At 44.3% G+C, this 14177-nt stretch carries 14 protein-coding genes; 8 read left to right on the top strand and 6 right to left on the bottom strand.

Annotated features, from left to right (window positions below):
- Window positions 1-134 precede the first annotated feature (134 nt).
- Complete coding sequence (locus tag TW81_RS11970) at window positions 135-743, bottom strand: TetR/AcrR family transcriptional regulator (RefSeq protein WP_045955938.1); 609 nt, start codon at window positions 741-743, stop codon at window positions 135-137.
- A gap of 109 nt (window positions 744-852) precedes the next feature.
- On the opposite strand from TW81_RS11970, the gene TW81_RS11965 reads away from it, so the two are divergent.
- Both TW81_RS11965 and TW81_RS11960 read left to right on the top strand, forming a co-directional pair.
- The gene (locus TW81_RS11965) at window positions 853-2013 is read left to right on the top strand and encodes an MBL fold metallo-hydrolase (protein WP_045956042.1); all 1161 of its coding nucleotides are present in this window, start codon (window positions 853-855) and stop codon (window positions 2011-2013) included.
- Between the two features lie 151 nt (window positions 2014-2164).
- Window positions 2165-3412 carry an MDR family MFS transporter gene (locus tag TW81_RS11960; protein WP_045955937.1) on the top strand — a complete coding sequence of 416 codons (1248 nt, stop codon included), beginning with the start codon at window positions 2165-2167 and terminating at the stop codon, window positions 3410-3412.
- Window positions 3413-3446: 34 nt separating this feature from the next.
- Here TW81_RS11960 and TW81_RS11955 read toward each other — a convergent pair whose 3' ends face one another.
- The gene (locus tag TW81_RS11955) at window positions 3447-4547 is read right to left on the bottom strand and encodes a mechanosensitive ion channel family protein (protein ID WP_045955936.1); all 1101 of its coding nucleotides are present in this window, start codon (window positions 4545-4547) and stop codon (window positions 3447-3449) included.
- Between the two features lie 99 nt (window positions 4548-4646).
- On the bottom strand, window positions 4647-5087 hold the full coding sequence (locus tag TW81_RS11950) for a DUF2850 domain-containing protein (RefSeq protein ID WP_045955935.1): 441 nt from the start codon (window positions 5085-5087) through the stop codon (window positions 4647-4649).
- Window positions 5088-5437: 350 nt separating this feature from the next.
- On the opposite strand from TW81_RS11950, the gene ppnP reads away from it, so the two are divergent.
- Together ppnP and TW81_RS11940 are read left to right on the top strand one after the other, a co-directional pair.
- On the top strand, window positions 5438-5725 hold the full coding sequence (gene ppnP / locus TW81_RS11945; RefSeq protein ID WP_045955934.1) for a pyrimidine/purine nucleoside phosphorylase: 288 nt from the start codon (window positions 5438-5440) through the stop codon (window positions 5723-5725).
- 217 nt (window positions 5726-5942) lie between these two features.
- Complete coding sequence (locus TW81_RS11940; protein ID WP_045955933.1) at window positions 5943-6230, top strand: hypothetical protein; 288 nt, start codon at window positions 5943-5945, stop codon at window positions 6228-6230.
- Here the strand turns inward: TW81_RS11940 and TW81_RS11935 are convergent.
- Both TW81_RS11935 and TW81_RS11930 read right to left on the bottom strand, forming a co-directional pair.
- On the bottom strand, window positions 6227-7381 hold the full coding sequence (locus TW81_RS11935; RefSeq protein ID WP_045955932.1) for a GGDEF domain-containing protein: 1155 nt from the start codon (window positions 7379-7381) through the stop codon (window positions 6227-6229). The genes TW81_RS11940 and TW81_RS11935 overlap by 4 nt on opposite strands.
- 293 nt (window positions 7382-7674) lie before the next feature.
- On the bottom strand, window positions 7675-8571 hold the full coding sequence (locus TW81_RS11930; RefSeq protein WP_045955931.1) for a LysR family transcriptional regulator: 897 nt from the start codon (window positions 8569-8571) through the stop codon (window positions 7675-7677).
- Between the two features lie 89 nt (window positions 8572-8660).
- Here TW81_RS11930 and TW81_RS11925 point away from each other — a divergent pair, with 89 nt between their 5' ends.
- Entirely contained in the window at window positions 8661-9569 is a 909-nt protein-coding gene (locus tag TW81_RS11925; protein ID WP_045955930.1) for a DMT family transporter, read from the top strand.
- A 48-nt stretch (window positions 9570-9617) separates the two neighbouring features.
- On the opposite strand, the gene TW81_RS11920 is transcribed toward TW81_RS11925, so the two are convergent.
- Window positions 9618-10685, bottom strand: coding sequence for a DUF3541 domain-containing protein (locus TW81_RS11920; RefSeq protein ID WP_045955929.1), 1068 nt, complete (start codon window positions 10683-10685; stop codon window positions 9618-9620).
- Between the two features lie 360 nt (window positions 10686-11045).
- On the opposite strand from TW81_RS11920, the gene TW81_RS11915 reads away from it, so the two are divergent.
- The 3 genes from TW81_RS11915 (at window position 11046) to TW81_RS11905 (ending at window position 14171) form a co-directional block, all read left to right on the top strand.
- Window positions 11046-12422 (top strand): diguanylate cyclase, encoded by a 1377-nt coding sequence (locus TW81_RS11915; RefSeq protein WP_045955928.1) that lies wholly within the window; start codon window positions 11046-11048, stop codon window positions 12420-12422.
- A 70-nt stretch (window positions 12423-12492) separates the two neighbouring features.
- Window positions 12493-12927: an Mpo1 family 2-hydroxy fatty acid dioxygenase gene (locus tag TW81_RS11910; RefSeq protein WP_045955927.1), complete on the top strand. Its 435-nt coding sequence runs from the start codon at window positions 12493-12495 to the stop codon at window positions 12925-12927.
- 227 nt (window positions 12928-13154) lie between these two features.
- Window positions 13155-14171, top strand: coding sequence for a TRAP transporter substrate-binding protein (locus tag TW81_RS11905; RefSeq protein ID WP_045955926.1), 1017 nt, complete (start codon window positions 13155-13157; stop codon window positions 14169-14171).
- Window positions 14172-14177: the final 6 nt, after the last annotated feature.

Here is a 14177-nt window from a genome sequence, read left to right as displayed (position 1 = left end):
GGGTAAGTAAGAAACTACGTCAATCACAGCACGGAATGGTCTTGGCTTTGCTCGATCACGTCGTCATTTATGACAACAGCTAAACGAATAACGCCCCGAAGTCGGGGCGTTATTGCTGTAATTCAATTAGGTTGCTATCTCACTTTGTAGGTTGCAACAAAACTTTCTACTGCTTTGTTGATCGCGTGTTCTACCTCGTCTGTGCTTGGTGGCGGGAGGTGAGCAATCAACTGAGGCCAAAATACAACGGCTTTGATGCTACCCATATACTGTTCTATCGCAACGGAGACATCCGATATATCGAGTCGACCAGCTTGAATGCCTTGTTTTGCCCACTTCTGTAAACCATAAGAATCGCCGAGCGATTCAAACTTAGACACCAGCACCTTAGACGTTTCGTGGCAACGAATGCACTCAGCCATCACTAAGCGTGCGGTCATTTGATAGTCTTCATTGCCGAGGTAGCACATCTGTTTATGTGTCAGTTCGGTTAGCTGCCGCGCGATTGAAACAGAAGGTTCAAATTCCACCTCACATTGGTCATCAAAGCGACACATAAGCTTATCTACAATAACTTCAAATAGAGCTTCTTTGTTTGGATAGTATTTGTAAAGCGTGCGCTTAGATACACCAGCATGTTTCGAAATACCTTCCATACTTGCTTGCTCAAAGCCTTTTTTAGAAAAAACTTCGATGGCAGACTTAATGATATCTTCTTGTTTTATATCGCTTCTTTTTATCATGAAAAGTATCCAATACACCTAAAGTAAACGATGGTGTCTACTTTTAAATTGGTCGTGCGTAAAGTATACACCATCGTTTACTTTTTGGGATAGCTAACAGGTCATGAATATGAGTAATGTGATTAAAGCCTCAGTCATTTCAGTGCTAGATATGTTCGGCGTTGGTTCTTTTTCCAAGCTAACCAATGTGGGAGAAAGACAAAAGAGCGAACAGGTTAGAGCGCAACGAATCGCGACCTCAAAGCAATTTTCTGGCAGTAAAGTGATCGCACGGATGCCAAAAGTTGCTTCGCCTGAGAGTATGGCTGAAGTGATGTGGAAATTCTTATTCCAGCGTCGCTCCCTTAAACCCGCAGTAAAGTTACCTCATCATCAAGTTGACTTGGAACGTCTTGCACAGCGAAGCGAAGAAACGCGCGTCACTTGGCTTGGCCACTCTAGTCTATTTATCAATATCGATGGCAGCCGAATTTTGATTGATCCTGTGTTTGAATATGCATCGCCTTGGATTGCTAAAACCCTGTTCGACCGAAATGTTAATGCTCCTATAAGCCGCGAGAATTTGCCGTTACCTGATGCTATAGTTATTTCCCACGATCATTATGATCACCTAGAACAAGCGACGATTCGTTATTATGCCAACAAAGAAGTGCGTTTTTTCGTTCCGCTTGCCGTGGGGCGACTGCTGGAAAGATGGGGTGTGTCACCCAGTAAGATAACGGAGCTAGATTGGTGGGAGTCCGCTGAGGTGAACAGCATTAAACTCACTTGCACACCTGCTAACCATAACTCGGGACGAATAGGGATTGACTCTAATTCCACACTTTGGTGTTCATGGGCGATAAAAGGCCGAAACAATGCCCTGTTTTATAGTGGTGATTCAGCCTACGATACACATTTCAAACAAATTGGCGACAAGCTCGGCCCATTTGACATGGCGTTTATTGAAGTTGCGGCCAATGTTAAAGAGGGTAAGGGATTTCCTGTCGAGAACTGGGGGCACATGCAGGCAAGGCACACAGTACAAGCATTTCATGACTTGAAAGCCAATTATCTCTTCCCGGTTCACTGGTCGACATTCGAGTTGTTCTCGCATAAATGGGATGAACCAATGACGGATCTTATTGCGGAAGCAACCCTTGTTGATGCCAAATTGGTTACACCTATGATTGGTGAGACGTTACAACTGAAAACGGAGATGAAAACAAGTTTTTGGTGGAAAAAACAGACATATAATCTCGAAAGAGTCAAATTTAGCTATCAAAACTAGTCCTGTTATCTACTTGTTTTAAAAATTATTTTTACTTTTAGCCTGCTGTTTGCAGGCTTTCTTGTCTCCGCATGATTAAGTCTTTTGTTTTTATTGATTATTTGTATACTGGAAAAACAATAAATATGCAATCAGTTGGTGGGCGGGGGTTATGGATAAAGAACAAAGCTTATTTCAATGGCAGAGGGTTAAGCGATTTAACCTTCCTGTTTGGACTGTCCTGATCGGTGTATTGATCGCTCGAACCAGCTACTTTATGGCTTGGCCATTTTTAGTTGTCTTTCTATATCAAGATTATGGGGCGTCTGCGGTTGAAGTCGGCGCAATGCTCGCAGCCTCAGCGTTTATTGGCTCGTCCACTGGGCTTTATTCAGGTTACCTTTCTGACAAATTTGGACGTAAATGGTTGATGGTCGCAGGGTGCTTTATTGCATTCTTTGCTTATTGTGGTATCGCCCTCGCGACGCAGATGTGGCACTTCTATCTGCTGATTCTATTGACGGGTTTAATGCATCCCCTTATTGATGGGCCAGCAAAGGCAGTACTGGGTGACTCGCTGAAAGATTTGAAAGACCGAGAACTGGCTTTAAACACCCGCTATTTCTTACTCAATATTGGCGGCGCTGCGGGCCCGTTGATTGGAGTAACCCTCGCACTTTCTGCTCCACAGAGCCTTTTTTTAGTGACGGGTTTTACCCATTTTTTCTATGCGTTTTGGATTATGTTTGGCATCGAGCGAAAGAAATTTAAGCATGATCAACACAAACAGGCGTCGGCTCTGCCCAATTTTAGACAAACGTTGAAGGTCATCAGCCAAGATAGAATATTTGTTGTGCTTTTGTTCGCTAACTTGTTGTTGATGTTCGTCTATGCGCAGTTAGAGTCCTCCGTACCTCAGGTCATTGTTCGTAGTGGAATTGAAGATGCAGCAAAGCTGATTGCCATGCTGATGGTTGTTAACACCGCGACTATTGTTGTATTGCAATTCCCACTGCTCAAATTGTTGGAGAAATTACCACTCTTTTCTCGGACTCGAATCGGCATGGTGTTACTGACAGCAGGGCAAGTTGGATTTATTGTCTCACCGAATAATTCAGCCTTAGGCTGGGCGTTGGCTTGTTTCGTTATCAGTGTTGGTGAAGTGATAACCTTCCCGACCATTAACGTGCAGATAGACCGCCTTGCTCCGGCCCATCTGCGAGGTTCTTACTTTGGCGCAACAGCGCTCTACACGTTAGGGTTCGCAATAGGCCCACTTGTTGGTGGCGCCATGATTGAGTGGCTGGGTGCCACTTGGCTTTTTGCTCTCTGTTTTGTGGCATGTTTGAGCATGATCTGGCTCTATCATGTCGCTTCACATATGGAAGACAACGTAGAACGTGAGGTGGCATTGCAGTAGCCCGGTGCGGTGAATGGGCGACTGCAATGATTGGTTAAGACACAGGGTTTGAGTTGACTTCTTCTCCCGCATGTTGAGGTGGGAGATGAATCGTCTGGGTTGGGAAGGCTATATCTGCACCATGCTGTTGAATAATTTGGTAGATTTTCAGTAGCACATCCTGTTTGACCTCGTGAAAGCGAATCCAGTTTACTGTCTGTGTGAAGGTGTAAACCATTAAGCTTAGTGAAGAGGGGGCAAAGCCATTGAAATTAACGATCAGAGTTTGCTGGGTATCGATATCGGGGTGATTCTCTAGCATGCTTTTGATCTCGGCGACAATGGTTTCGACTTTCGCGCCATCTTTGTAACGAATACCTATGTTTTCATAGATACGACGATTGAGCATGCGTGAAGGGTTCTCTACCACAATATTGCTAAATACCGAGTTCGGAACGTAAAGTGGGCGTTTGTCGAAGGTGCGAATGATGGTCATGCGCCAACCTATCCGTTCAACCGTCCCTTCGATTTTTCTGTCTGGTGAACGTATCCAGTCGCCGACTTTAAAAGGACGATCAAAATAAATCATCAGCCCGCCGAAGAAATTAGACAGCAGATCTTTTGCTGCGAGACCAACGATTAAGCCACTAACACCACCAAAGGTAAGCAATCCAGATAAGCTTAGGCCAAATGCTTGCATTATGGTTAAAGCGCCAATCACAATGAAGAATAAACGTACCACTTTCGCAACCGCTTGTACGGTAGTCTCGTCTTTATCGCTGCGCGTTAGTACGTTCTCTTCAACGTTATTAATCAGGCGTAAAGTGATCCATAGGAATATGCCGATCACAAGTATCAATTTGAGAGTGTTCAACCAATCAAGGTTGGAACCCATATAATCGTCTAGCAATAAACCAGCAGAAATGGTCGCTGGCCAACACCAAATCAACACACTGATGGGTGTTTTGAGTGCTTCTAAGACCAGATCATCCCAGTAGAAGCGGGTTTTACTGACTAAGGTTTCTAGTCGGTTGTGTACGACACGCCAGATCACCCAAGTGCAAAGGCTTGCCAGGGTAATAAACAGAACATTGGTGTCCCAAGTCGGGAATCGCTGGGCGAATTGGTCGGAAATATTCGTGAGTAACTCGTTCATTTTAGATACTAATTTGGACGCGATGGGCAAAGTATATGTGTTTAGGTCGTACTAAACTAGTCAACCGACGGGAGGAAAGGGGGCGTTGTGATAGAGGCGTCACTGATTGCCAAAATGATCAGAGAGAGCGGCCCGCCGATTTTTCGCCGCGCCACCTCCTTGCATATCAATCGTATCTTCGAAGCCCTCTTTAATAAAACGTTGAGTTGGGCTATTGGGCTCCAATCTTTTCAACTGAGGAGAATCAAATGTGCCTGCGACTTGATAGATTGACCTACCACCACCTGTGTTAATGGTTATCCGTTTACCATCAAACTCGAATTGGGTCGCAATTAATCGGTCGTTGCGATAGACCCCTCTACTATTGAGGGTGAGGACTTCTGTTCTGTAGGGTGGAGCGCCGACCTCAATCCACCGACCATAGACGTGTTTTGGGTGCACATAGTCTTGGTAGCTGAAATAAAGCAACGAGCTGAATGCGACCGCAAGTGTGACAAAGATGATGATGAACACGGTCTTAAATACAGGGCTTTTTATCATGATGCTGTGAGATCTTCGTCTGGGATTCAACGTACGGCGGAGAACTAGCTTGTCGGAGTTTCTTACCGAGCGCAATCAGTGTTCAGAAAATTTTGAACTTCCCCCCATTTTACTTCAGCTTGCTGACGCCAGAACTCTCAACAATGCAGATAAAATGGTCTAGCGTATCAAAGAGCAGAAAAATTGCGGGCAGTAGAATTGCTCGATGGATATGTTTGCCGCGTTAGGATTCGTTGGCTAAGGCTATTTATTTGAAAAAGAAGAGATAATAAGAATTTAGTTGCCGGATTCAGATATTTCCGTTAAAACAAGCATTTTGATGGATAGACATTTAGCCCAAGGAGATCAATATGATTAAGGCAAACAGTTACTTTGAAGGTCAGGTTCAGTCACTTGGTTTTACACAGCAAGATGGCGACTCAAGCGTTGGTGTGATGGCCGTCGGTGAGTACACATTTGGTACGGCGGCCCCAGAAAAAATGACAGTGGTCAAAGGTGCGCTAACGGTGAAGATTGCGGGCGAAGAAGAGTGGGTAACATACCAAGCTGGGGAGTCTTTCAATGTCGCTGGTGATTCTTCGTTTGACCTACAAGTTCAACAACCGACAGCTTACCTGTGCGAATATCTTAGTAAGTAACCTTTAAATTTTGCGCCAAAACCACGTTTTTAAGTGGTTTTTTGCTATTTGGGATCCAGTTTACCTAACAATATGTGGAACTGACATACAATGAAGTGGCATTGATTGGCTAAAACGGATTCGGAAATTCCAAACAGACTCAGCGAGACAATCAAAACTGCTGTTACTGAGACTTGACTATAATTAATATGAAGCGGTCAAAAGAGAGGAGGTGCTTATGGCTGTTGTTCCAAAACACACTGACTCCCAACATCGATACGATCCAGATCAGGAGTTAACCGCAGATCAACTGCATCGCTTTGGTAAAGTCGCGCAAAAAGCGCGGGAGCGGCGCAAAGAGGAAGTAGAAAAACGAACTGTGTCTGCGGTGGCAAGAGCGGCGAGGGATGCTGCGTTGAAACCGGTTGTTACTCCTAAACGCAAGAAGCACAATACGGTGCGTTATGCAGCTTGGATGATCGTCGTAATGGCTGCGTCCTTGTGGCTGATGTACATGACAGGCTAACCCTGCTTTAGCGAAGTCACACTGGCTAATGTCACCTTATCGTCATCTGAGCTTTGGTCTTTATCTTGGCGATAGAAGCGGTACTGGTTTTTGCCACCATGTTTAGCGGCATACATTGCTTTATCTGCGCAGCGGGTCAGCTCAGCAAGTGTGGTGGCATCTTGAGGGTAGAGAGCAACACCAACGCTAATCGTGAGCTTATTGATTCTTTCTGACGCTTGTAAGCTGTCGGAAAAAAGGCCACAGATACGCTTTAATATCCCTTCTAAATCGTGTTTCGATTTCACATCGTATAGCAGTAACACGAACTCGTCTCCAGCAAAGCGGGCGATAGAGTAATCGTGTTTGTCGGTACGGCGATCTTTGTTACGTACATTATTTTTTAATCGTCTTGCAAAGTGTTGCAGTACTCTGTCACCAACATCATGGCCATAGGTATCATTGATAAATTTAAAGTTATCGATATCTAGAAACAGCATCGCCGTGACATTTTCACTGTTTTTCTTCTCTTCCAGTTTGCTTTGCGCCCAGTTTTCAAAACTCCACCGATTCGCTAGCCCTGTCAGTTTGTCCAAAAAGGCAAGATCTTCAATTCCCTCTTTGTACAGTGACTGAAGGTAGCCCATCACTTTGCAGTATTGATATGAAGCGATGTTGCACAGTAAACACATTGCCAAAAGACTAAACAAAAAAATGCCATGCGGCTTGCTGGCCGTGTATGGCGATGATTCTGAAAAGAGAAGCGCACCAACTACGATGAGCAAAAAACATCCGCTCATCGCAGCGCCGAGTTTAAAATTGTTGGCGAATACGATGATGGCAGTGATCGGATACAGCCATAACAAGCGCGCTGCGATACTTTGTCCGTAGAACACCAAAATTAGACCATGTGAGAAGAGTACTAAGCTTAGCAGAAGCCCACTGTATTTCGGCTTAGAATGCTTGATGAGGTAGGCAATATTCGCCAGAAGTAAAATGGAAGCAACCAAATTAATACTGGCATGGAAGTAATTGCTTTCGATAAAGCGAACCAAACTAAAGGTTAGGGTAATCGCGACGCACACGCCTGTACAAAATAAAATGACTTTGCGCCTTCGTGATGCGCGAATGTCTGCCATCTCTTCGATGTTATGTAAGGCAAGTTGCGGCATAGAGTTCCTTTGCGTTAGATTTATAAGCCCTCAACAAAGTTTAGAATAAAATTTCATGTCTGAACGAATCTACAACTAACAAGATATTAATAACCTCAATAACTTATACTGTCTAGTTACATACTAATCGGCATTGATGGTAAGACGTTTTATTGGGTTTTTGTTTAACTAACTGTATTTAAACGATATTTTTGTAATTTATTAAATTTTAGGTGTTATAAAGCGAGAGCTTGCTGCTTTCAAAAATCTGCTTTGTTTCAGACCGTTATAACAAATGAATCTATTAACAAGGGTTACTCAAGGGTAAATTCTCTTCTGATCCAGTTCCTTAACTGCAATACATTTTCGTTTTTAAGTTTGCTTGGTAAGCATGCAAAGTAAAATTTTTGATGAGGATTGAGAACTGGTTGTCCTACTTCGATTAAGTAGCCTTGCTGCACATCATCGCGGACAAATATCCGGTGGGTAACAAAGACACCGAGGTGACGAGTCGCCGCTTGAACAGCCTGAATCGAGGCATCAAATTTTAAGTTGTTGGCGGGATCCGGAATTGATGTACTGTTGGCTTCGCACCATACCGCCCAGTCATATTTTCGTCGATCGTTGGCGGCGATGATGGCAGGATACTTTTCAAGTAGGGTTTTAGGACAATCAATGCCTTTGACGAGCTCAGGACTAGCGACCATGATCAACTCATCATCCGCAAGCTTTTCACAATAGTAATCTTGCCACTCTTCAACATTGCCGTGGATGACCGCGATATCCACGCCTTCATCTTCCATAACAAACGTACCGACAAGGGTCGATATACGCACATCTAAGTTGGGGGCGTATTGGTTAAGCTGATTCACTCTTGGTATCCACCAGTGCATTGCCAGTGAGTTGACCATATTTAATGTCAAACGGTGAGAGTGTTTATCTTGTTTGAGTTGGTGAGTTGCGCGGCCAATTTGCTCTAGAGCTGGCGCGATACTCTTATAATACTGGCGACCCGATGCATTGAGCGTCACTTGGCGGCCAACACGGTTGAATAGTGCTTGGCCTAAATGGGTTTCCAATGACTTGATCGATTGACTCACTGCAGAGTGGCTGACATGCAGTGTCTCTGCGGCTTCTGTCATACTGCCAGCCTCCGCGACAGCAACAAAAGCATAGAGTGATTTTAATGGAGCAGGGACTGTTGATTTCATCTGTAAGTTTTTCTTACTAATAGTGTCAAAATTACTCGTTATTCATGGCTGGGCATTTTCTCTACACTCAATACATGAGGGAGGAATCTATGCCAAATCCGTTTTACCCGGTGCTATACATGTTGGCCTCAACGCTTAGTTTGTCACTAACTGGGTTGTTTTCCAAATACTTAGGCCAATACCTTGAACCCAGTTTACTGAGTTTTCTAAGATTCGCCGTGCCAGCGGGTCTAATAGTGCTGTTAACCAGAAAAGTATACCTACTGCCGAGAGGTAAGCTCAACCACGCCATTTGGGTGCGAGCCTTATGCATTGCTGCCTGCCAAGTTTGCTTTATTTATGCGTTAAATCATCTCAGTTTAGTCGAAAGCGTCGTGTTATTTGGTACCGGACCGCTGTTCTTACCTGTGTTAGAAAGACTAATATTTTCCACCCCACTCAAATGGGTGTCGGTATTGGGTTTAGTGTTAACCTTTTTAGGTGTTTTGCTTTTAGCAGGCGATGTATCAGGGATACATCTGCGAGTTGAACTGCTTGTTGGTTTGGCATCTGGGCTGTTTAATGCTGGATCTCAGTTGAGTCTATACCGCATCAGCAAATCCAACATGAACGCCTTCGAAATCAATTATTGGACATTTGTGTTTGCGGCACTGGTGATATTGCCCTACGTTGCGTTGAATGCCGTAGGCAATGAGCAGATGGTTGATACTTCGACTGCGGCTCCTGAACTACTGGTTGGGGTGATGTTGGCGGTGTCGCTGCTGATTATCAATACCCAAGTTTTCCGTTCAAAGGCGTATCGGCTCGTTGACTCGGGTTCCCAATTAGCACCTCTGATCTTTACCAATCTACTCTTTACTGCGCTGTGGCAGTGGTTGTTTTACCAAGAAAGTTACAACGCTTTGCAAATCGCGGGACTGGTATTAATGGTGCTCGCCAACATGTTTGTCGTTTTTGCGCCCAAGTGGTTGGCAAAGAGGCGCTTAGGCACAATTTAATCGTCGCCAAAAATGAACAGCCCCGCGAGAGTGCAGGGCTGTAAACGTTTATTGAGGAATTAATCCATACGGTGGACTAGAGAATACTTTTGGCTGCCCTTTGACCGTCGGAGCTTCGTTGACTTGTTGCCAGTCGAGTAACATGATCGCCAGTACATTACGATGCTCACCGTAGGTGATATCAAAATCGCCTGTCACGGAAGGGATCATTCCTCGTTCTAAATCGATAGAGTGTTGAATAGCGCGGCGGGTTTTTTCTACCACAGGGTCATCATCTAGTCCAGCTAACAGGAAAGTAATCCCAACTTCGGCGATGACATCCTCTTTTGCTCGTTTGAGAATGGTATCGATGTTGTCGCGAAAATAGTCATATATCCATTGATGTTGTTTTTCACTGATCTGGTGCTGGTAATATTCCGAGTCACCAAAAATGATATGTGTCATGCCGTAGAGCTTATTACCGTATTGCTGGTTAGACAGCGTCTTGTCAGCACTGTCCGGATAGGCTTGCTGAAATGCGCTAGTAAAAGCCGCAACAACGTCTTGTTCGCCAAGCTGTCGTAACCAATAGACTTGATTGGCAAGTTGCGCCGCCCACGCTTTTATCATCTCTTGATCGGTGGCGTATTTTTCGAAGTCGTAACGACGGATGATGGCACGTAGTTTTTCGTCCTGTTTGTGCTTAAGTCCATATTCATTAGCACGTGCCATTGAGCCAAGCAAATCAACACCAAGATAGAGATACTCGGGCATAGTCTTTGTCACGCCGTATCGTCTGACGCTGCGCTCGTCGGATTCTCCGACGTATCCAGAGAGTCGTTTGTTAGAATAATTAAGGATTTGCTCCGGTGTATTGATTTCAGCGGCAAATTTGTTCAGCCGACTCGCTACTCGGGCCATATCTGTCCACACTGCCGCTGAATATTTGTGATCGAGTGTTTGACGAAACATGCGCAAACCGTAGTGGCCTTCTTTAAACGCTGGCAGGGTGTAAAGCTGACTTTCGTAAGTCTGTTTGATCAGGTTCGCCGAGTCTTTAAACTCTTGGTTGGATTCCGCATACGCAGTGTGAGACACCACAATTGATAGACACAATCCGATTAACTGAGCGCGCATTTTTTAGTCCCGTAAACCACTATGAAGATGGGGAGAAAAGCTATCAGACATTGGTCAGTTGGATGTTATCTGTAAGTCAAATTTTCCTATGTATGACATTGAAATATTTCTATAACATAACAATACTCTGCCATTGGGAAAATCTATCAAATCGCTCGCTTGGTTGTATATTGGTTCAAATATCGTGAGCAAAGTGGAGAAAACCACCCTCACCATTAACAATTTTATCTATTTTCGATGAAAAATGAGACAATCTAATGTAACTTTTAAGTAACTAATATAAATAATAACTATCAGTTGCTCGGTTTTATTGTATCGAGTCTTGCTCGGTTTTCTTGCACGTGGGAATTTGGGGGGCGAATGGCCTTGAGTCCTGGCAAGCATTTCTATCTGAATGCTGTCTGTTTGTTTGTTTTTATTATCTCGATAGGGTTGGTCGAATCACTTGATCGTAGCCAGAAATCCTTTCTACGAGACAGCTTGTTCGCCAAAGCCAAAGAAGAGCTTTCTATTGTCCGCTCAGAATTGGAAGCAGCCATCGTGTCTGATATTTATGTGGTTAACGGCCTTTCCTCGCTAGTCGCCTCTCATGCTGAGTATGAGTTTTCAGGCTGGGATCTCATCGCCTCTAGTGTCATTCGCAAAAGTCGCCATGTACAGTGGTTAGGGCTAGCACCCGATGACATCATTCAGTATGTCTATCCCCGTGATGGTAACGAATCCGTACTTGGTCTTGATTATCGGACAGTGCCAAGTCAGTGGCGCACGGTACAGAAAGCCAAAGAGCTGCAAGAAGTTGTCATCGCAGGGCCGCTTAATCTGGTTCAAGGCGGATTGGCTCTCATTGCACGTGTGCCGATATTTTCTGATCCCCTTTATAAGTCTCGCTATTGGGGTGTATGCAGTGTGGTTATCGACCTTGAATCTTTATTTATCGATGCCGGAGTACAGACACTAGAGTTTCGCTACAGCATAGCCATTCGAGGTATCGATAGCTCTGGTGTTAACGGTGAAGTTTTCTATGGTCAACAATCTACTTTTGATGATGCGTTCGCTATTGAATCTGTCAATTTCCCATATGGTAGTTGGGTTATTGCCGCGTCCACTAACAAAGATCTCCTTGCTAGTCAGCCTTGGTATCAAGTTCATGCGGTTAGACTGCTTGGCTATCCGATGATCTTAGTGTTACTCGTTGCTTTCTATATGACGCTTCAACTCTATTCCGAGGCAAGTAAACGTTCACTGCAAGATGATCTTACATTGCTGCCGAACAGACGTTACTTCATGTATACGTTGCAAGAACACTTTGATGCGGTGAGAAAACGTAATCAACAAGATAAGTTTGCCATCTTAAATATCGACCTAGATAAGTTTAAATCGATTAATGACACTTATGGTCATGCTGCCGGCGACAAGGTATTGATTGCAACGGCAGAGCGCTTAAAAACCGTCTTGCGCGCGTCTGATGTGGTGGCAAGAATTGGTGGGGACGAGTTTTTGGTCTTGTTACCGCGCATAGCGAGCAGCGCAGATATCGATGTAATCAACATTGAATTGCAGAAATCAATCTGCCACACACCGGTTATTTACGAGCAGCACTTGATCAATTTGCAGGTCAGCGTGGGGTATGCGATCTACGATGAAAAATTTAGTGATGTAGAACAAATGCTTAAGCTGGCGGATTCACGTATGTATGCGGAAAAGCGCCGTCAGATGCAAAGAACCATCACAAATTAGTGAATTTCAACGGCAAGCTCAGTCAAGCCATGCTATAGAGTTAATAGGATGATTTTACAGGTAAAAGAGCATGAAGGAACTCTCTCAATGGCTGGCTGAATACGGAGAAAGCCACCAGAATCCTATTAACCAAAAGATCCACAAAATCGCAGTGCCAGGGATCTTTCTCTCTGTGGTTGGCTTAATCTGGTCAATCCCATCGATAGAGGTTTTTGGCCTAACTCTAAATTGGGTTTGGGTTGCGGTCGTGCCCGTGATGATCTTTTACTTCAGGCTATCGCTTAGTGTGTTTTTGATGATGCTAGGTTTTACTTTAGCCTGTATCTCGTTGGTGTGGTCGATTGAACTCATGCAACTCCCTGTGTTGCTGGTTTCATTAATTTTGTTTGCCGTGTTGTGGCTATTCCAATTTATCGGCCACAAAATCGAAGGCAAAAAACCGTCCTTTCTCGAGGATGTTCAGTTCTTATTGATCGGCCCTATTTGGGTATTCCGCAAGCGCTAGTCTCAGATGGTGATCTGCTTAAGTGAGCAGCAGATCACAATTCAGTTACAAATCATTTATTCTAAAACGACGATAAATAACAAATGTGATCAGTGTCGCGGTAAAATGCTACTTGTTACCGGTAACATTGTTCTTAACGTTACCGGTAACATTAAAATAATAATCGGTAGTTTACCCAGCCTTTGAGGCTCGCTTGGAAACAGAAACTCAACAAGGATACCCCTACAATGAAAACCATGACAAAAACTCTGCTCGCTGCCACGGTTACAGGTCTATTTGCTACCTCGGCGTTCGCTGCAGATTTTACTCTTAAGATTCAATCCTCAGATCCTTCTGGCGATCTTAACTACAAAGTTCAGCAAAACTGGGCAGAGCGCGTCGAGAAAATGTCTAATGGTCGTATCGATATTGATCTGCTACCAGTCGGTGCGGTGGTTAAGCACACAGAAACATTAGGCGCAATCAAAATGGGTATCCTTGATGGTCAAGTGACGGCTACGGGTTATTTCTCAGGCAAAGATCCTGCGTTCGGTTTGATTGGTAACATGGTCGGCGCTTGGTCAGATACCACTCAGCTACTGCAATACATGAACTACGGCGGTGGTAACGAGTTAATGACAGAACTGTATGCGCCTTATGGTGTGCAGTTTGTGGGCGCATCAACGACTGGGGTCGAATCTTTTATCTCTAAAAAACCGATTGATGGCGTTGATGACCTAAAAGGTTTGAAGCTACGTGCACCAGAAGGTTTAGTGCAGCAAGTGTTTGCAGCAGCAGGTGCAACGCCAGTTAACCTGCCAGGTTCAGAGGTATTTACCGGTCTGAGCAAAGGGGTAATTGACGCTGCTGACTATACAGTTTTCTCGACTAACCAAAAAGCAGGAATGAATGATATTGCTACCCATCCTGTTCAACCTGGTTTCCACTCACTGCCTCTGATTGATATCTCTATTTCTCAGAAAAAGTGGGACAAGATGCCAGAAGATCTGCAAGCCATTCTTAAGACTTCAGTACGTGATTTCTCTTACGACATGACAACTCAACTGAAGATGGCAGACCAAGCGGCTGTCAAAGAGGCTCAAGCGAATCCTAAGATCACTATTCATAACTGGTCTGACGAAGAGCGTAAGAAGTTCCGTGAAATTGCCAAAACACAGTGGAAGGTGTTTGCAGAACGTTCACCAAATGCACAAAAAGTGTATGACTCGGTAACGACTTTCCTCGAAAGCAATGGCTTGCTTTAATCCCAT

The sequence above is a fragment of the Vibrio galatheae genome, assembly GCF_000967545.1.
Taxonomy (GTDB): Bacteria; Pseudomonadota; Gammaproteobacteria; order Enterobacterales; family Vibrionaceae; genus Vibrio; species Vibrio galatheae.
The sequence above is the reverse complement of the archived record's forward strand: the minus strand, read 5'-3'. Positions and strand labels throughout refer to the sequence as shown.